Raw genomic sequence first — 18,426 nt, forward strand, 5'->3', positions numbered from 1 at the left:
TCCTCAAGTCTTTCTTGTTGTTCTGGAACCATGGGCCTGCGCAATGCACTTGGCGGCTCCGCGAGGGAAGGCAGACGTCTGACCGGTTTGTTGACTTATGGGTCAAGAAGTTGCTCGGTGGATTATGCTTTTGTGTACAAATAAAGCAAATAATGTTTTATCTTTTGTGTGCGCAATACGTCGTACAACGGCTATATAGGTAAAAGGCCACCTGCAGAAACGGCTCAGCCTGTGTACAATGGCGCCATACTTTCCTTCGTGCCTCGAGAGCCCATGAACGAACAGCTGCAACCTCTGAAGAAACCTGCGCGTACCGGCAAGGCTGGCCGCAGTGGTACCCAGGACGACATCGTCTACGCGCATATTTTCGAGGCGATCCTCGAGCAGCGTCTGGCACCGGGTACCAAGTTGAGCGAGGAAGCGCTGGGCGAGATCTTCGGCGTCAGCCGCACCATCATTCGCCGCGCGTTGTCGCGGCTGGCCCATGAAAGCGTGGTGCTGTTGCGGCCGAACCGCGGCGCAGTGGTGGCCAGCCCTACGGTGGAAGAAGCCCGTCAGGTGTTCTTCTCCAGGCGCATGGTCGAACGGGCCATTACCGAGCTGGCCGTGCAGCACGCTACCCTCGAGCAGCTCAACGAGCTGCGGCAGATGGTGCGGGAGGAGCGCGACAGCTTCTCGCGTGGTGACCGTGGTGCCGGCATTCGTCTTTCCGGCGAATTCCACCTCAAGCTGGCCGAGGCTGCGGGCAATGCGCCGCTGGTCAGCTTCCAGCGCAGCCTGGTGTCGCAGACTTCGTTGATCATCGCCCAGTACGAAAGCGGCAACCGCTCGCATTGCTCGTATGACGAGCACATGCAGCTGATCGATGCCATCGAGGCGCGCGATGCCGAGCAGGCGGTGAGCCTGATGATGCACCACATGGACCACATCGACAGCAAGCTGAACCTGGACGAGGAGAGTGCCTCGGACGACCTGCACGCGGTGTTCTCGCACTTGCTGAAAAAGCCCAAGGTATCGGTCAAGGGTTGATCGTTTGCCTGGTTGACTGAAGGGGGCTGCTTTGCAGCCCATTCGCAGCACAAGGCTGCTCCTACAGGCATCGCATAACCCCTGTAGGAGCAGCCTTGTGCTGCAAATGGGGCGCGAAGCGGCCCAGCCATTTCTGGCCATTAGCCTGGTGTCTGCTAAATTCTTGTGAGCAAACCTTCATCAAGCAGTTGGGCTTGCGCATTCGTTGCGTTCAACTTCTTGAGGAATGGACTCATGAGCATGTCCCTCGGTAAACGCATGGGGGCCGAGCTGGTCGGCACCTTCTGGCTGGTGCTTGGCGGCTGCGGCAGTGCGGTACTCGCCGCCAGCTCCCCCATCGGCATCGGTGTACTTGGCGTCGCCTTCGCCTTCGGCCTCACCGTGCTGACCATGGCCTTCGCCATCGGCCATATCTCCGGCTGTCACCTCAACCCCGCGGTGTCGTTCGGGCTGGTGGTGGGCGGGCGCTTTCCGGCCAAAGAGCTGCTGCCCTACGTGATCGCCCAGGTGATCGGCGCCATTCTGGCGGCAGGTGTGATCTACCTCATCGCCAGCGGCAAGTCAGGTTTCGAGCTGTCTGCGGGATTGGCTTCGAACGGCTACGCCGACCACTCGCCTGGCGGCTACACGCTCGGGGCGGGCTTTGTCAGTGAAGTGGTGATGACGGCGATGTTCCTGGTGGTGATCATGGGCGCTACCGACGCCCGGGCGCCGGCGGGGTTTGCGCCGATCGCCATTGGTTTGGCTTTGACCCTGATCCACCTGATCTCGATCCCGGTGACCAATACCTCGGTCAACCCCGCGCGTAGCACGGGGCCGGCCTTGTTCGTCGGTGGCTGGGCCCTGCAACAGCTGTGGCTGTTCTGGGTGGCGCCGCTGATTGGTGCTGCGATCGGCGGCGCACTGTACCGGGGTCTGGCAAAAGAACCTTAGCGCTGGTGCACGCAACGCCCAGCGGCGTAGGTTTCACGCACGGTGCGGTCGTCGCCGAGGGTGGTCAGCACGAACAGGGTTTCCTCGATGCTGTTGGACTGCTGAATGCGGTAGTCCAGCAGTGGCGTGGCCTTGTAGTCCAGTACCACGAAGTCGGCATCGTTGCCCGGGCGCAGGCTGCCGATGCGGTCGTCCAGGCGCAGCGCGCGGGCGCCGCCGAGGGTGGCCAGGTACAGTGACTTGTACGGGTGCAGGCGTGCGCCCTGCAGTTGCATCACCTTGTACGCTTCGTTCAGGGTGTTGAGCAGCGAGAAGCTGGTGCCGGCGCCAACGTCAGTGCCCAGGCCCACATTGACCTTGAAGCGCTCGGCCTGGGGCAGGTTGAACAGGCCGCTGCCGAGGAACAGGTTGGAGGTGGGGCAGAAGGCCACCGCCGAGCCGGTTTCGGCCAGGCGCTGGCATTCGTCATCGCACAGGTGCACGCCATGGGCGAATACCGAGCGTTCGCCCAGCAGCTCGAAGTGGTCGTATACGTCGAGGTAACCCTTCTGCTCGGGGAACAGCGACTTGACCCACTCGATTTCCTTGAGGTTCTCCGACAGGTGCGTGTGCATGTACACGCCCGGGTGTTCCTTGAGCAGTTGGCCCGCCAGCGCCAGCTGTTCAGGCGTACTGGTCGGGGCGAAGCGCGGGGTGACCGCATAGTGCAGGCGGCCCTTGCCGTGCCAGCGCTCGATCAGCGCCTTGCTTTCGGTATAGCCGGACTCTGCGGTATCGGTCAGGTAGTCCGGAGCGTTGCGGTCCATCATCACCTTGCCGGCGATCAGGCGCAGGTCCAGGCGCTCGGCTTCCTCGAACAGGGCATTGACCGATTCCGGGTGCACACTGCCGAACACCAGGGCGGTGGTGGTGCCGTTGCGCAGCAGTTCCTTGAGGAAGATCTTGGCCACCTGGTCGGCGTGGCCCTTGTCGGCGAACTGCTTTTCGCAGGGGAAGGTGTAGGTGTTCAGCCAGTCCAGCAGCTGCTCGCCGTAGGAGCCGATCATGCCGGTCTGCGGGAAATGGATATGGGTGTCGATGAAGCCTGGGGTGATCAATGCGTCCTGGTAGTGCTCGACCGGGATATCGGCGTCCAGGGTCGGCAACAGTTCGGCGGCGTGGCCTACCGCGCTGATGCGGCCATTGTCGACCACCAGCAGGCCGTCCTCGAAGTATTCATGGGAAGCCTCCAGGCCCACCTCGGCCGGGTCGGCGATGCTGTGCAGGATGGCGGCACGGTAGGCTTTGCGGGTAACGGTCATAACACACTCGTCAAATGGCTTGGCTGCGCCGGGAGGGCGGCAGCAACTGGGCAATGGGGCCGGCATTGGCGGCAGCGTCGTGCTGGCCGAAGCAGGCGTTGTAGGTGGCGATGATTTCACCGGCGATGGACACGGCGATCTCGATGGGCAGCTTGCCCTTGACCTCGGCCAGGCCCATCGGGCAGCGCATGCGCGCCATCACGGCCTCGTCATAGCCGCGCTCGCGCAGGCGGTGTTCGAACTTGACCCGTTTGGTCTTCGAGCCGATCAGGCCGAACCAGGTGAAGTCGTTGCGCTTGAGAATGGCGGCGGTCAATTCCAGGTCGAGCTGGTGGTTGTGGGTCATGACGATGCAGTAGCAGCCTGGCGGCAGCTCTGCCACTTCGTCGACCGGATCCTCGCTGACCACCTTGGTCACCCCGTCGGGGATCAGGGCGGGGAATTCCTGCTCGCGCGAATCGATCCAGCGCACCCGGCAGGGCAGCGCGGCGAGCAAGGGTACCAGAGCCCGGCCGACATGGCCCGCGCCGAACACCGCGATCTGCGCCTGCACCGCGGCCATGGGCTCGAACAGCAGCACAGTGACGCCGCCGCAGCACTGGCCAAGGCTGGCACCGAGGCTGAAGCGCTCCAGATGCGGGGTGGTGCGGTGCTCTTCGAGCATTTGCCGGGCGATGTGCAGGGCCTTGTATTCCAGGTGGCCGCCGCCGATGGTGTCGAACAGGCCGCTGGCGCTGACGACCATTTTCGAGCCGGCATTGCGCGGGGTCGAGCCGCGCTCCTCGATGATGGTAACCAGCACGCAGGCTTCGCCACGGGACTGATGGTCGGCGAGGGCGTTGATCCATTGGTGCATGATGCAACCTCTCTATAGTCGCGTCGCGATCCCTGTGGGAGCGGGTTCACCCGCGAATGCGGCGGTGAAACCACTATCGCATTCGCGGGTAAACCCGCTCCCACAGGGCCCTGCATTGTCAGTGAGACACGGTTTCCAGCTCCGGCTCGGCAGGTTGCGCTGCAGCCACTGCCTTGCGCATCTGCTCGCAACCCCACAACACCCGCTCCGGCGTTGCCGGCGCATCCACCTGTGGCTGCACGCGGTAGTCGGCGATGCTGGCCACGGCGTCCTTGATCGCGCACCAGGCGGCGATGCCGAGCATGAACGGCGGTTCGCCCACGGCCTTGGAGTGGAACACGGTGTCCTCAGGGTTCTTGCGGTTTTCCACCAGCTTTACCCGCAAATCCAGCGGCATGTCCGCCACTGCCGGGATCTTGTAGCTGGCCGGGCCGTTGGTCATCAGCTTGCCCTTGGCGTTCCACACCAGTTCTTCGGTGGTCAGCCAGCCCATGCCCTGGATGAAGCCGCCTTCCACCTGGCCGATGTCGATGGCCGGGTTCAGCGAATCACCCACATCGTGCAGGATGTCGGCGCGCAGCATCTTGTATTCGCCGGTCAGGGTGTCGACCACCACCTCCACGCAGGCGGCGCCGAAGGCGAAGTAGTAGAACGGCCGGCCACGTGCCTGGCTGCGGTCGTAGTAGATCTTCGGCGTGCGGTAGAAACCGGTGCTGGACAGCGACACTTGGGCAAAATAGGCCTGCTGCACCAGCTGCTCGAAGCTGACGATCTGGTCGCGCACGCGCACATGGCCGTTGCGGAACTCGACGTCTTCCTCGGTCACCTGGTAGTGCCGCGCGGCGAACTCGGTCAGGCGCTTCTTGAGGATCTCCGCAGCGTTCTGCGCTGCCTTGCCGTTCAGGTCGGCACCACTGGAGGCAGCGGTCGGTGAGGTGTTGGGCACCTTGTCAGTATTGGTGGCGGTGATCTGGATACGGCTGAAATCGACCTGGAAGATCTGCGCCACCACCTGTGCCACCTTGGTGTTCAGGCCCTGGCCCATCTCGGTGCCACCGTGGTTCAGGTGGATGCTGCCGTCGGTGTAGATATGGATCAGCGCACCGGCCTGGTTGAGGAAGGTGGCGGTGAACGAAATACCGAACTTGACCGGGGTCAGCGCCAGGCCCTTCTTCAGGATCGGGCTGTTGGCGTTGAAGCGGCGGATCGACTCGCGGCGCTCGGCATAGTCACTGCTGGCTTCCAGTTCGGCGGTCATCTCTTCGAGCATGTTGTGCTCGACGGTCTGGTAGTAGTGGGTGACGTTGCGCTCGGTCTTGCCGTAGTAGTTGGCCTTGCGCACCGCCAGCGGGTCGCGGCCCAGGTGGCGGGCGATGTGGTCCATCACCTGCTCGATGGCGACCATCCCCTGCGGGCCGCCGAAGCCGCGGTAGGCGGTGTTGGAGGCGGTGTTGGTCTTGCAGCGGTGGCCGTGCACGGTGGCATCGCCCAGGTAGTAGGCATTGTCGGAGTGGAACATGGCGCGGTCGACGATCGAACCGGACAGGTCGGGCGAGTAGCCGCAGTTGCCGGCCAGGTCGAAGTTGATGCCGTGCAGGCGCCCGTCGTCGTCGAAGCCCACGTCGTACTCGACGTAGAACGGGTGGCGTTTGCCGGTCATGGTCATGTCTTCGACCCGTGGCAGGCGCATCTTGGTCGGCTGGCCGGTCAGGCGCGCCACCACGGCGCACAGGCACGCCGGGCTGGCGGCCTGGGTTTCCTTGCCACCAAAACCGCCACCCATGCGGCGCATGTCCAGCACCACCTTGTTCATTGGCACGTCGAGTACTTCGGCGACCAGTTTCTGCACTTCGGTGGGGTTTTGCGTGGAGCAGTAGACGATCATGCCGCCGTCTTCGGTGGGCATCACCGAGGAAATCTGCGTTTCCAGGTAGAAGTGCTCCTGGCCACCGATGTGCAGGGTGCCCTGGATGCGGTGCGGTGCACTGGCCAGGGCAGCGGCGGAATCGCCACGCTGGTGGGTGTGGCTGTCGAGCACGAAGTGCTTCTTGCGCAATGCCTCGACCACATCCAGCACCGGTTCCAGGTCTTCATACTCGACGATGGCGGCCATGGCCGCACGGCGTGCGGTGTCGAGGTCGCGAGCGGCCACGGCGAGCACCGGCTGGCCGAAGAACTCGACCTTGTCGATGGCCAGCAGCGGGTCGCCGGCTACCACCGGGCCGATGTCCTTGAGGCCAGGGATGTCTTCGTGGGTGATGGCGATGCGCACGCCCTCGAAGGCATAGCACGGCGTGGTGTCGATGCGCAGGATGCGCGCGTGGGCGCGGTCGGCGGTGCGCGCATAGACGTGCAGCTGGTTGGGGAATTCCAGGCGGTCGTCGATGTACACCGCCTCGCCGGACACATGCTTGTCGGCGCTGTCATGCTTGACGCTGCGGCCGACCCCGGTGGTCAGGTCCTGGCTGAACAGTTCGGCCATCTCGGCCTGGCTCTTGGCTACGTGATGGTTAGACATAAGCGGTCACCCGGGTTTCGATGTACGGCGTTTGCTGTTCGATGAAGTACTTGCGCAGCAGATTCTGGGCGGTCAGCAGGCGGTATTCCTTGCTGGCGCGGAAGTCGCTGAGCGGGGTGAAGTCTTCCGCCAGGGCCTGGCAGGCGCGCTCGATGGCAGCCTGGTTCCACGGCTTGCCGCGTAGCGCTGCTTCGCAGGCACGGGCCCGTTTGGGGATTGCCGCCATGCCGCCGAAGGCGATGCGCACACCGCTGACCACGCCGTCTTCGATGCTCAGGTTGAAGGCGCCGCACACGGCAGAAATGTCATCGTCCAGGCGCTTGGACACTTTATAGGCGCGGAACGCCCAATCGCTGGTGGCGCGCGGCACGATGATTTTCTCGATGAACTCGCTGTCCTGGCGGGCGGTGATGCGGTAGTCGATGAAGTAGTCTTCCAGTGGCATCACCCGCTGGCGCTCGCCCTGGCGCAGGACGATCTGCGCATCCAGGGCAATCAGCAGGGGTGGCGAGTCACCGATTGGCGAAGCGTTGCCGATATTGCCGCCCAGGGTGCCCTGGTTGCGGATCTGCAGCGAGGCGAAGCGGTGCAGCAGGGCACCGAAGTCCGGGTATTCCTCGTTCAGCGCACCGTAGCAGTCGGTGAGCGGTGTGGCGGCGCCGATTTCCAGGTGGCTGGCGGTTTTCTCGATGCGCTTGAGCTCGGCCACATGGCCTACGTAGATCATCACCGGCAAGGTCTTGTGAAACTGGGTGACTTCCAGTGCCAGGTCGGTACCGCCGGCCAGCAGCCGCGCTTCGGGGTGCGAGCTGTACAGGTCGGCCAGGTCGGCCACGGTCAGTGGCACCAGGCAGCGCTTGTCGCCACTGTTCAGTTCGCCGGTCTGGGTTGGGGCAATGGCCTTGAGGCGGCTGATGGTCTGTGCCTGCTGGGCATCGAACTGGTCGCGGCAGGGCTGGCGGCAGCTCTGTTCGGCGGCGTCGAGGATCGGCCGGTAGCCGGTGCAGCGGCACAGGTTGCCGGCCAGGGCTTCCTGGGCCTGGTGCAGGTCGGGGCAGCTGCTGTTCTTCTGCAGGGCGAACAGCGACATGACGAAGCCGGGTGTACAGAAGCCGCACTGCGAGCCATGGCAATCGGCCATGGCCTGTTGCACGCTGTGCAGCTGGCCCTGGTGCTTGAGACCCTCGACGCTGATCAGTTGCTTGCCGTGCAGCGACGAGACGAAGGTCAGGCACGAGTTGAGGCTACGGTAGCGGATGCTGTCGTTGCCTTGGTCGTCCTGGGTCAGTTCGCCGACCACCACGGTGCAGGCACCGCAGTCACCACTGGCGCAGCCCTCCTTGGTGCCAGGTTTGCCCAGGTGCTCGCGCAGGTACTGCAGCACCGTCATGTTCGGGTCCAGGGCATGCTCACTACGCAGCTCCTGGTTTACGAGAAACTGGATCACGGGGATGGCCTCGCAATGGTTTTATTGTTGTTGGGCGGACTCTAAGCAAGAGCTGTCCAGCTGGTCAATATTTTTCTGACTCAAAGGTCAAGAAATTGCTCATGTCCAAGCCCGGCCGCACACATTGCCCATATTCCAAGCATAGATCGCGCCGGGCGTGTGGTTGCCTTGCAGGTCAAATAAACCGCCAGGCCCCTCTGCGCGATCAGCGGCCAAGTACGCTACAATCCGCTCCTTGTGCCCAGTTCAATGATTTTGAAGGAAAACCATGACGTTCAAGGCCCCGGACAGCCTCTCCGAGCAGATTGCCGATTACCTGGCCGAACGCATCATCCGTGGCGAGCTGGCGCCAGGCGAGCGTATCCAGGAGCAGAAGGTCACCCAGGCACTCAACGTCAGCCGCGGCTCGGTGCGCGAGGCGCTGCTGATCCTCGAACGCCGCCACCTGGTGGCGATCCTGCCGCGCCGGGGTGCCCATGTGACCAAGCTCGACGAGCGCAGTGTGCGCAGCCTGTGTGCACTGATGGGCGAGTTCTACATCCTGCTGGGTAACGCGGTTGCGCAAAAATGGCGCACCGATGCCGACCTGCGCCCGTTCCTGGAGATCCAGCAGCGCCTGCAGCGAGCCCATGACCAGCTGGACATCAAGGCCTTCGTCGCCGACAGCTTCGCGGTCATGCGGGCGGCCTATCCGTTCGCTGACAACCCTTTCCTGCAGGAAACCGTGGAAAACCTGCAGCCGGCGATGAGCCGTGCCTACTACCTGTCGCTGGACCAGCGCCAGGCCAACATGATCGATTACCTGGACCTGTTCGCCCGCCTGCTCGACGCCGTGATCGCCCGTGACCTGCCGCGCATTCGCGAGGTGCTCACCGCCTATGGCCAGCGCAGCTGCGAACTGGTGCTGGCGGCGTTGGCCCGAGGCTGACCGATGCGCCTGAAGTGCATTCGCCTGGCCGGGTTCAAGTCGTTCGTCGACCCGACCACGGTCAACTTCCCCAGCAACATGGCGGCCGTGGTCGGCCCCAACGGCTGTGGCAAGTCCAACATCATCGATGCCGTGCGCTGGGTGATGGGCGAAAGTTCGGCGAAGAACCTGCGCGGCGAGTCGATGACCGATGTCATCTTCAACGGCTCCAGTGGCCGCAAGCCGGTCAGCCAGGCCAGCATCGAGCTGGTGTTCGACAACAGCGAAACCACCATGGTCGGCGAATACGCCGCCTACGCCGAGATCTCGATCCGCCGCAAGGTCACCCGCGACGGGCAGAACAGCTACTACCTCAACGGTACCAAGTGCCGCCGGCGCGATATCACCGACATCTTCCTCGGCACCGGCCTGGGGCCGCGCAGCTACTCGATCATCGAGCAAGGCATGATCTCCAAGCTGATCGAGGCCAAGCCCGAGGAGCTGCGCAACTTCATCGAGGAAGCCGCCGGTATTTCCAAGTACAAGGAACGCCGCCGGGAAACCGAGAGCCGCATCCGCCGCACCCAGGAAAACCTGGCGCGCCTGACCGACCTGCGCGAAGAGCTGGAACGCCAGCTGGAGCGCCTGCACCGCCAGGCCCAGGCAGCCGAGAAGTACCGGGAATACAAAGCCCAGGAACGCCAGTTGAAGGCGCGCCTGTCGGCCTTGCGCTGGCGTGATCTGGACGAACGGGTGCGCCAGCGCGAGGCGGTGATCGGCGACCAGGATGTGTCCCATGAGGCGCTGGTGGCCGAGCAGCGCAATGCCGATGCCAGCATCGAGCGCTTGCGCGATGGCCATCACGAATTGTCCGAGCGCTTCAACCAGGTGCAGGGCCGCTTCTACTCGGTGGCCGGTGACATCGCCCGGGTCGAGCAGAGCATCCAGCACGGCCAGCAGCGCCTGCGCCAGTTGCAGGATGACTTCAAGGAAGCCGAGCGCACGCGCCTGGAGACCGAGTCGCACCTCGGGCACGACCGCACCCTGCTGGCTACGTTGGGCGAAGAGCTGGCAATGCTCGAACCCGAGCAGGAAATGACCCTGGCCGCTGCCGAAGAAGCCGCCGCTGCCCTTGAAGAGGCCGAGCTGGGCATGCACGGCTGGCAGGAACAGTGGGACAGCTTCAACAGCCGTTCCGCCGAGCCGCGCCGCCAGGCCGAAGTGCAGCAGGCGCGTCTGCAGCAGCTGGAAGCCAGCCTGGAACGCCAGGCCGAGCGCCAACGCAAGCTGGGCGAGGAGCGCGAGCTGCTGGGCAGCGACCCGCAGGATGCGGCCATGCTCGAACTGGCCGAGCAGCTGGCCAGTAGCGAAATGTTGCTGGAAGAGTTGCAGTTGTCCGAAGAGCAGGTGGTCGAGCGCCTGGAAGGCGCGCGTGAACAACTGCAGCAGGCCACCCAGGCCCAACAGCAGGCGCAGGGCGACCTGCAACGCCTGGGCGGCCGCCTGGCCTCGCTCGAAGCCTTGCAGCAGGCTGCTCTGGAGCCGGGTGCAGGTGCTGCGGACTGGCTGCAGGGCCAAGGCCTGGAGCATCGGCCGCGGCTGGCTGAAGGGTTGCGGGTTGAGCCGGGCTGGGAGCTTGCGGTAGAAACCGTGCTTGGCGCCGACCTGCAGGCTGTGCTGGTGGACGACCTCGGTAACCTCGATTTTGCCGGCCTGGAGCAGGGCGAGTTGCGCTTGCTGCTGGCAAGCGTTACCGGCTCGTCGCTGCCTGGCAGCCTGCTGGAAAAGGTCGAAGGCCGTGTCGACCTGTCGCCCTGGCTAGGCCACGTCAAACCCGTGGAAGACCTTGCCCAGGCGCTGGCACAGCGCGCGTCGCTCGGCGAAGGCCAGAGCCTGGTCAGCCGCGATGGCTACTGGGTTGGCCGACACTTCCTGCGGGTGCGCCGTGGCGGCGAAGCCGAAGGCGGCGTGCTGGCACGCGGCCAGGAGATCGAGCGCCTCGGCCAGGAGCAACTGGAGCAGGAAGCGGCGCTGGAGCAGTTGGAACAGCAACTGCAGGCCCTGCGCGAGCAGCAGCTGGACCTTGAAGAACAGCGTGAGCAACTGCGCCGTCGCACCCAGGAAGAAAGCCGCCTGCATGGCGAGCTGAAGGCCAACCTGTCGGCTGGCCGCGCACGTGCCGAGCAGGTCGAACTGCGCCGCCGGCGCCTGCAGGAAGAGCTGACCGAGCTGGAAGAACAGCGCGCTCTGGAACATGAGCAACTGGGCGAAGCCCGCCTGCTGCTGCAGGAGGCCCTGGAGCTGATGGCCCAGGACACCGAGCAGCGCGAGCAGTTGATGGCCCGCCGCGACACTTTGCGCGAAATCCTCGATCGCGTGCGCCAGGAGGCCCGCCAGCACAAGGATCACGCCCACCAGCTGGCTGTCCGCCTGGGCTCGCTGCGTGCCCAGCACGACTCCACCCGGCAGGCACTGGAGCGCCTGGAGCAGCAGGCCGCGCGCCTGATCGAGCGCCAGGAGCAACTGAGCCTGAACCTGGAAGAGGGCGAGGCCCCGCAGGAAGAACTGCGCCTGAAGCTGGAAGAGCTGTTGGAGCGGCGCATGAGCGTCGACGAGGAAATGCGCCAGGCCCGCCTGCACATGGACGAAGCCGACCGCGAACTGCGTGACGCCGAAAAGCGTCGTACCCAGGCCGAGCAGCAGGCCCAATTGCTGCGTGGCCAGCTGGAGCAGCTGCGCCTGGAGTGCCAAGGCCTGGATGTGCGGCGCAAGACCTTGCAGGAGCAGTTGCTGGCCGATGGCTACGACCTGCAAGGTGTGCTCGCCACTCTCGAGGCCGAGGCCAGCGAGCAGGGTACCGAACAGGAGCTGGAGCAGCTCGAGGCGCGTATCCAGCGCCTGGGGGCGATCAACCTGGCGGCCATCGAAGAGTACGAGCAGCAGTCCGAGCGCAAGCGCTACCTGGACGCCCAGGACGCCGACCTGGTCGAAGCCCTGGAGACCCTGGAAAACGTCATTCGCAAGATCGACAAAGAAACCCGCAACCGCTTCAAGGATACCTTTGATCAGATAAATGCCGGATTACAGGCACTTTTCCCAAAAGTTTTCGGTGGTGGCAGCGCTTATCTGGAACTGACGGGCGAAGATCTACTCGATACAGGGGTAACGATCATGGCGCGGCCACCGGGCAAGAAGAACAGCACCATCCATCTGCTGTCCGGCGGCGAGAAGGCACTGACCGCATTGGCGCTGGTGTTTGCCATCTTCAAGTTGAACCCCGCACCGTTCTGCATGCTCGACGAAGTCGACGCGCCGCTGGACGATGCCAACGTCGGGCGCTACGCCCGTCTGGTCAAGGAAATGAGTGAAAGCGTGCAGTTCATTTACATCACCCATAACAAGATTGCCATGGAGATGGCGGATCAGTTGATGGGGGTGACCATGCATGAACCGGGCTGTTCACGTCTGGTTGCCGTCGACGTGGAGGAGGCCATGGCCATGGTCGATGCCTGATGCTCGACGATAAGGGCATATTCCGTAGCGAAATGCCCCCGCCATGTGCGACAGACGGTGTAAAGTTGTCTTTGGTCGTGCTAGCTTAATGTCACTCGTTTTTTGCGTGGGTAAAACGCCTGTCAGAACATAGAGTTGGCGCCACGTGTTAAAGGGCTTTGAACCCTTTGTTTTCAAGCATATTTTTATAGAGGCACGGGATTACATGGAAATCGGTCTGCGCGAGTGGCTGATCGTCATCGGCATCATTGTCATTGCCGGGATTCTTTTCGACGGCTGGCGCCGCATGCGCGGCGGGAAAGGCAAGTTGAAATTCCGTCTGGATCGCAGTTATTCCAACCTGCCGGACGAAGAGGGCAATGCCGAAGTGCTTGGCCCGTCGCGGGTGCTGGATACCCACAAGGAGCCTGAGCTGGACGAAAGCGACCTGCCGTCGCTCAGTGCTTCTGCGCGAGATCGCGAGCGCGAGCCCAAGCCGGCCAAGGCTGCCAAGCGCGGCAAGCGCGCCACCGCTGCTGCGGATGCACAGCAGGGCGACCTGAACCTCAGCGCCGAGCCACGCGAGCCCGACCTGTTTGCCGACAGCGATGACGACTTTGCCGCGGAAAATACCCGCAGCAACGGTGCTGCGCCTGCCAGCAGCAGCGTCAAGGAGCTGCCGCCGGCCGAGGAAGTGCTGGTGATCAGCGTCATCTCCCGCGACGAGGGTGGCTTCAAGGGCCCGGCGCTGCTGCAGAACATTCTGGAAAGCGGCCTGCGCTTCGGCGAAATGGACATCTTCCACCGTCACGAGAGCATGGCCGGTCACGGCGAGGTGCTGTTCTCCATGGCCAACGCCGTCAAGCCCGGCGTGTTCGACCTGGACGACATCGACCACTTCAGCACCCGCGCGGTGAGCTTCTTCCTCGGCCTGCCGGGCCCGCGTCATCCGAAGCAGGCCTTCGACGTGATGGTGGCTGCGGCACGCAAGCTGGCGCACGAACTGAACGGTGAGCTCAAGGACGACCAGCGCAGCGTGCTGACCGCCCAGACCATCGAGCACTATCGCCAGCGCATCGTCGAGTTCGAGCGCCGTGCGCTGACCCAGAAGCGCTGACAGATCCAGACGAAAGAGCAGCCTCAGGGCGTGCTGGTCGGTTCGGGTGTTGTTATCGCCTGTTCCGGCCCCTTCGCGGGTAAACCCGCTCCTACAGGGACACCACAGCCCTTGAGGTTTGTGGTGTCCCTGTAGGAGCGGGTTTACCCGCGAAGAGGCCGGCACAGGCAATAAATACCTCAAACCCCCGGCACCACCCCCAGGCTGCTCTTTTGCTTTGCAAGAGAAGACAAATCCCATGACCGCCGAAACCCGTATCCACGAACTGCGTGCCGAGCTCGACCAGCACAACTACCGCTACTACGTGCTCGATGAGCCAAGCGTGCCCGATGCCGAATACGACCGCCTGTTCAACGAGCTCAAGGCGCTTGAAGCCGAATACCCACACCTGGTAACCCCCGACTCGCCCACCCAGCGCGTCGGTGGCGCAGCCCTGGCCGCGTTCAGCCAGGTCCGCCACGAAGTGCCCATGCTCAGCCTGGGCAACGCTTTCGAAGAAGCCGACCTGCGTGAGTTCGGCCGCCGCGTGGTAGACGGCCTCGACCAGCCCGGTGCGGTCGACTACAGCTGCGAGCCCAAGCTCGACGGCCTGGCCGTGAGCTTGCTGTACCGCGACGGTCTGCTCGTACAGGGCGCCACCCGTGGCGACGGCACCACCGGCGAAGACATCAGTGCCAACGTACGCACCGTGCGCAACATCCCGCTCAGGCTGCAAGGCGAGGGATGGCCTGCGGTGCTGGAGGTGCGCGGCGAGGTGTACATGAGCAAGGCCGGTTTCGACCGGCTCAACGCCGCCCAGGCCGAAGCCGGTGGCAAGACTTTCGCCAACCCGCGCAACGCCGCAGCCGGCAGCCTGCGTCAGCTGGACTCGAAAATCACCGCCAGCCGGCCGTTGGAGTTCTGTTGCTATGGCGTCGGCCAGGTGTCTGCGAGCATTGGCGACAGCCACATCGGCATCCTCGAACAGCTCAAGGCGTGGGGGTTGCCGATCAGCCGCGAACTCAAGCATGCCGCCGGTATCGAAGAATGCCTGGCCTACTACCGCGACATCGGCGAGCGACGCAACAGCCTGCCCTACGAAATCGACGGCGTGGTGTTCAAGGTCAACAGCCTGGCCGCCCAGCGCGAACTGGGCTTCCGTGCTCGTGAGCCGCGCTGGGCGATTGCCCACAAGTTCCCGGCCATGGAGGAGCTGACCGAGGTGCTGGATGTCGAGTTCCAGGTCGGCCGCACCGGCGCGGTAACGCCTGTGGCGCGCCTTAAGCCGGTCAAGGTGGCCGGTGTGACCGTGTCCAACGCCACCCTGCACAACATGGACGAAATCGCCCGCCTGGGCCTGCGCATTGGCGACACGGTGATCATCCGCCGCGCCGGTGACGTGATTCCGCAGGTGATGCAGGTGGTGCTGGAGCGCCGCCCGGAAGATGCGCGCCCGGTGCAGGTGCCGAGTGAGTGCCCGGTATGCGGCTCGCAGGTCGAGCGTACCCAGTTGGTCAAGCGTAGCAAGGGCAAGGAAACCACCAGCGAGGGGGCGGTGTACCGCTGCGTCGGTCGCCTGGCCTGTGGCGCCCAGCTCAAGCAGGCAATCATCCACTACGTGTCACGCCGCGCCATGGACATCGACGGCCTGGGCGAGAAGAGCGTCGAGCAACTGGTGGACGAAGGCCTGATCGGCTCGCCGGCCGACCTGTACAAGCTGGAATTCGACCAGATCGTCGGCCTGGAAGGCTTTGCCGAAGTGTCCAGCAAGAAGCTGCTGGATGCCATCGAAGCCAGCAAGCGCCCGGGCCTGGCGCGCTTCATCTACGCCCTGGGTATCCCGGACGTAGGCGAGGAGACCGCGAAGGTGCTGGCCCGCTCGCTGGGCAGCCTGGCGCGCGTGCAGCAAGCGCTGCCGCAAGTGCTCACCTACCTGCCGGACATCGGCCTGGAGGTTGCGTACGAGATCCACAACTTCTTCGAGGACGAGCACAACCGCAAGGTCATCAAGCAGCTGCTCGACAGCGGCATGCAACTGCAGGACGAAGGCGAGCTGGCTGCCGAATTCGCTGCCAGCACCACCCTGGCCGGGATGATCGCCAAACTCGACATCGCCTCCGTTGGCCCGACCGGTGCCGAGAAGCTGGTGGCCAAGCTAGACAGCCTGGACAAGATCATCGCCGCCGACGGTATCGACCTGCGTCAGGCCCTGGCGGCCAAGCAGGCCGAAGCCGTGCGCGAGTTCTTCAAGGATGAAGCCAACCAGAAGCTGGCCCGGGACATCGAGGCACAGTTGCTGGCGTTCGGCATGCACTGGAGCAGCGAGAAGAAAGTGGCCGAAGGCTTGCCGCTGGCCGGCCAGACCTGGGTGCTGACCGGCACCCTTGAGCGCATGAGCCGCGACATCGCCAAGGAAAAGCTGGAAAGCCTGGGGGCCAAGGTGGCGGGTTCGGTATCCGGCAAGACCCACTGCGTGGTGGCGGGGCCGGGTGCGGGGTCCAAGCTGGCCAAGGCCAGTGAGTTGGGCGTGAAGGTGCTTGATGAAGATGCCTTTGTCACCTTCCTGGGCAAGCAGGGCATCGCTGTCTAACGCCCTGCGCAATCCCTGTGGTTTGCGCGGTCCTTGTGGGAGCGGGCATGCCCGCGAACACGGGCGAAGCCCGTGCCATCCACCGCGGCGCCTGCTTCGCGGCGGTTAGACGCCTCGGCACGCCCGCTCCCACAAGTCCTGCGCTGGTCTTGCTGTCAGCGCTAACCCTGTAGGAGCGGGTTCACCCGCGAATTGGCAGCTCCAGGCCACCCCGGCCCGGACAAGTCATTGAGAAATGATGACTTTTTCTCCTCCAGAGGTTGTATCTGCCCCCAAGACCGGTACAATGGCGCCACTCGCTGCTCAGCGAGCCTTGTAGTGGTGGCCCCATCGGTCCCCCCGCATTGATTACCCGTTAACCTGGTCAGGCCCGGAAGGGAGCAGCCATAGCGGGAACATCGAGTGCCGGGGTGTGGCTGGTGGGGCCGCCTCCATTTCAGGTCCTTGAATTCTCAAGGATTTCTCGCTTTACCCAACTTCGCTCTGGTTTGGCCGCCAGTCCTGCCGCGACCGCGCCGATGCAGCGGAGTAGGCGCTGTCGTCCTACCCGCATCGAAAGCCGCTATCAGCAGGCGTTCATTACTTCAAAGAAACCTGTCTGGTCTCAAGTTTGAGTTCCTTCAGGCGCTTCAGCAGCGTGTTGATATTTGTGCGTGCCGAACCTTCATTGGCCAGGCGCAGGCGCTTGATCGCGATAACGGAGTCGCCAACGCCAGCGGTAAAGGGCGTCCTGATGATCTCTCGGAAAATTACGGTGTTTGTAGCGGACTCGGTCAACGTATATTCAGCCTCGCAGGTAACTTCGAAGTCCAGGCCAAAAATGGGTTGGTCGACGCGTAGCAGGTTGGCGCGCAGGGTGTAGGCGGCTGGTGCTTCGCCAAGCAGGTCAGCACTGGCAAGTGATTGTTTGAGTGCAGCGCCAAAGTCCGGGCCGTCGATTTCCGAAGTCCAGAGCGGGTTGGTGGCGTCTCCGCCATTTACTTCGGTTACCTGAATATTGCGATGCAGGCGTTGATCGTAAAACTGCGCATCGGTCTGGTCGGATGCCACGGACATTCCGGAGATTTGAGCAGGCGAAGCGCACCCTGTGCAAAGGGCAATAAATACCGAGACCAGAAACACACGGAAGTAGGTCACTTTAATAATCCTTGAGTGAGATGCCGGTAGTGCAAGACGAAAGCCATACATCGTGTATGGCTTCAACTATTGAAAGGCCGAGCGTCGCGCTGTGCGGCAGATGCCTTTACAGGTTGTATTTCTCATCGATTCTGCGTTTGTCGAGCGTGTAGCGCTTGAGGTCGATCGAGTCGGATTCCAGCTTGGCATCGAGTTCGTCCATGTCGTGCTTTTTCAGCGTTGCAACATGGGCTTTGGTGGCTTGGTAGTTGATCATCTCTGCAGCGTCATGCCCACTCACCGGGTCCCACAGAATGGAAAGCGGCCAGAACAGCAGGTTCACCACGCCAAAGCCATATGCACGACCATAGAACGAGCCGCCACCTGGAAGCAGGCCAAGGCCGGCAGCAAGCCCTGGGCTTTTTTCTTCAACCGCGAGGTTTCTGGCGCGATAGCTGGCAAGTTCCGACTCTTGGGCCGAATTGAGGCCGGTAGCACAACCAGTGGTCAGCGCTATCAGTGCGGCAGCGGTCAGATTTCGAATTGTGGACATGCAACATTTCCTGAGTGTGAGTACTGTTCTCGGCGCACGGCTGGGCGCGGAGGCGCGTAACTCTACACTGAGCAATGGCGTTTTGATATCGTATTGCCATTACTCTATTCAGATGATGAAGCATTCAGATGGTGGTTTTATCCTGGGCGCTTAAAGGTAGCTGTTGAACTGCTCTGTTTTTTCCATGCCCAGCCGCCGACAGCTTCATCAGCCGCTGGAATTTCGGGCATTCCAGGTGATCTTCCTCAGGGCACTGCGCCGCATGCCGCAAGCCCTTGCTCATTGCCTGCAAGCGCCTGATCCGTGCATCCAGTTCGTCGGCCTTGGCGATCAGCATCTGCCGGTCGACCTGCAGGTCCACCAGCATCGCCCCCACTTCATCCAGCGAAAACCCCGCAGCCTGGCCCAGGGCGATCAGCGCCAGCCGGTCTGCAACATCGGCTGCGAACTGCCGCCGCTGGCCAGGCCCGGCGAGTGACTTGAGCAGGCCTTTCTTCTCGTAGTAGCGCAGCGTCGAGGCGGGTACGCCTGTGCGCTTGGCGACGTCGGCAATGTCCATTTCGGGCCCTTGACTTGAAGTTGACTTCA

Annotated in this window: 13 protein-coding genes and 1 other RNA gene; 7 read left to right on the forward strand and 7 right to left on the reverse strand. The window is 63.3% G+C overall.

Annotation, left to right across the window (positions count from 1 at the left end; genetic code table 11):
* The first annotated feature begins 273 nt into the window (after positions 1–273).
* Positions 274–1,029 (forward strand): GntR family transcriptional regulator, encoded by a 756-nt coding sequence (locus tag CAG18_RS04055; protein ID WP_003259493.1) that lies wholly within the window; start codon positions 274–276, stop codon positions 1,027–1,029.
* Between the two features lie 234 nt (positions 1,030–1,263).
* Complete coding sequence (gene aqpZ, locus CAG18_RS04060; protein ID WP_013973527.1) at positions 1,264–1,962, forward strand: aquaporin Z; 699 nt, start codon at positions 1,264–1,266, stop codon at positions 1,960–1,962.
* Here aqpZ and guaD read toward each other — a convergent pair.
* The 4 genes from guaD to xdhA all read right to left on the reverse strand — a co-directional run bounded on the left by guaD (position 1,959) and on the right by xdhA (position 8,084).
* On the reverse strand, positions 1,959–3,263 hold the full coding sequence (gene guaD, locus CAG18_RS04065) for a guanine deaminase (RefSeq protein WP_085720436.1): 1,305 nt from the start codon (positions 3,261–3,263) through the stop codon (positions 1,959–1,961). The two genes, aqpZ and guaD, sit on opposite strands and share 4 nt — an antisense overlap.
* Positions 3,264–3,273: 10 nt before the next feature.
* Positions 3,274–4,119 carry a xanthine dehydrogenase accessory protein XdhC gene (gene xdhC / locus CAG18_RS04070; protein ID WP_015271158.1) on the reverse strand — a complete coding sequence of 282 codons (846 nt, stop codon included), beginning with the start codon at positions 4,117–4,119 and terminating at the stop codon, positions 3,274–3,276.
* A gap of 118 nt (positions 4,120–4,237) precedes the next feature.
* Positions 4,238–6,637: a xanthine dehydrogenase molybdopterin binding subunit gene (gene xdhB, locus CAG18_RS04075; protein ID WP_085720437.1), complete on the reverse strand. Its 2,400-nt coding sequence runs from the start codon at positions 6,635–6,637 to the stop codon at positions 4,238–4,240.
* Positions 6,630–8,084 (reverse strand): xanthine dehydrogenase small subunit, encoded by a 1,455-nt coding sequence (gene xdhA, locus CAG18_RS04080; protein ID WP_061304298.1) that lies wholly within the window; start codon positions 8,082–8,084, stop codon positions 6,630–6,632. Before xdhA ends, xdhB begins: the two co-directional genes overlap by 8 nt.
* A gap of 268 nt (positions 8,085–8,352) precedes the next feature.
* Between xdhA and CAG18_RS04085 the strand changes: the two genes are divergently transcribed.
* The 5 genes from CAG18_RS04085 to ffs all read left to right on the forward strand — a co-directional run bounded on the left by CAG18_RS04085 (position 8,353) and on the right by ffs (position 16,594).
* Positions 8,353–9,012, forward strand: a complete 660-nt coding sequence (locus tag CAG18_RS04085) for a GntR family transcriptional regulator (protein WP_054573087.1) — start codon at positions 8,353–8,355, stop codon at positions 9,010–9,012.
* Positions 9,013–9,015: 3 nt separating this feature from the next.
* Positions 9,016–12,504, forward strand: coding sequence for a chromosome segregation protein SMC (smc, locus tag CAG18_RS04090; protein ID WP_085720438.1), 3,489 nt, complete (start codon positions 9,016–9,018; stop codon positions 12,502–12,504).
* A 205-nt stretch (positions 12,505–12,709) separates the two neighbouring features.
* Positions 12,710–13,600: a cell division protein ZipA gene (gene zipA, locus CAG18_RS04095; RefSeq protein WP_015271153.1), complete on the forward strand. Its 891-nt coding sequence runs from the start codon at positions 12,710–12,712 to the stop codon at positions 13,598–13,600.
* 238 nt (positions 13,601–13,838) lie between these two features.
* Positions 13,839–16,169 carry an NAD-dependent DNA ligase LigA gene (gene ligA, locus CAG18_RS04100; RefSeq protein WP_085720439.1) on the forward strand — a complete coding sequence of 777 codons (2,331 nt, stop codon included), beginning with the start codon at positions 13,839–13,841 and terminating at the stop codon, positions 16,167–16,169.
* 328 nt (positions 16,170–16,497) lie between these two features.
* Positions 16,498–16,594: signal recognition particle sRNA small type (gene ffs, locus CAG18_RS04105), an RNA gene on the forward strand.
* 154 nt (positions 16,595–16,748) lie between these two features.
* Here ffs and CAG18_RS04110 read toward each other — a convergent pair.
* From CAG18_RS04110 to CAG18_RS04120, 3 genes are all read right to left on the reverse strand, one after another.
* Positions 16,749–17,306: a hypothetical protein gene (locus tag CAG18_RS04110; protein WP_223997978.1), complete on the reverse strand. Its 558-nt coding sequence runs from the start codon at positions 17,304–17,306 to the stop codon at positions 16,749–16,751.
* A 106-nt stretch (positions 17,307–17,412) separates the two neighbouring features.
* Positions 17,413–17,838, reverse strand: coding sequence for a hypothetical protein (locus CAG18_RS04115; protein ID WP_015271150.1), 426 nt, complete (start codon positions 17,836–17,838; stop codon positions 17,413–17,415).
* Between the two features lie 124 nt (positions 17,839–17,962).
* Positions 17,963–18,397: a helix-turn-helix domain-containing protein gene (locus tag CAG18_RS04120; RefSeq protein ID WP_054572353.1), complete on the reverse strand. Its 435-nt coding sequence runs from the start codon at positions 18,395–18,397 to the stop codon at positions 17,963–17,965.
* Positions 18,398–18,426: the final 29 nt, after the last annotated feature.

The sequence above is a fragment of the Pseudomonas sp. B22(2017) genome (genome assembly GCF_002113105.1).
GTDB classification, from domain to species: Bacteria; Pseudomonadota; Gammaproteobacteria; order Pseudomonadales; family Pseudomonadaceae; genus Aquipseudomonas; species Aquipseudomonas asiatica.

Bases quoted from the DNA above. Each gene is read 5' to 3' on its own strand.
- CAG18_RS04055 (WP_003259493.1), top strand. From the start codon at position 274: ATGAACGAACAGCTGCAACCTCTGAAGAAACCTGCGCGTACCGGCAAG.
- aqpZ (WP_013973527.1), top strand. From the start codon at position 1,264: ATGAGCATGTCCCTCGGTAAACGCATGGGGGCCGAGCTGGTCGGCACC.
- guaD (WP_085720436.1), bottom strand. From the start codon at position 3,263: ATGACCGTTACCCGCAAAGCCTACCGTGCCGCCATCCTGCACAGCATC.
- xdhC (WP_015271158.1), bottom strand. From the start codon at position 4,119: ATGCACCAATGGATCAACGCCCTCGCCGACCATCAGTCCCGTGGCGAA.
- xdhB (WP_085720437.1), bottom strand. From the start codon at position 6,637: ATGTCTAACCATCACGTAGCCAAGAGCCAGGCCGAGATGGCCGAACTG.
- CAG18_RS04085 (WP_054573087.1), top strand. From the start codon at position 8,353: ATGACGTTCAAGGCCCCGGACAGCCTCTCCGAGCAGATTGCCGATTAC.
- smc (WP_085720438.1), top strand. From the start codon at position 9,016: ATGCGCCTGAAGTGCATTCGCCTGGCCGGGTTCAAGTCGTTCGTCGAC.
- zipA (WP_015271153.1), top strand. From the start codon at position 12,710: ATGGAAATCGGTCTGCGCGAGTGGCTGATCGTCATCGGCATCATTGTC.
- ligA (WP_085720439.1), top strand. From the start codon at position 13,839: ATGACCGCCGAAACCCGTATCCACGAACTGCGTGCCGAGCTCGACCAG.
- CAG18_RS04115 (WP_015271150.1), bottom strand. From the start codon at position 17,838: ATGTCCACAATTCGAAATCTGACCGCTGCCGCACTGATAGCGCTGACC.
- CAG18_RS04120 (WP_054572353.1), bottom strand. From the start codon at position 18,397: ATGGACATTGCCGACGTCGCCAAGCGCACAGGCGTACCCGCCTCGACG.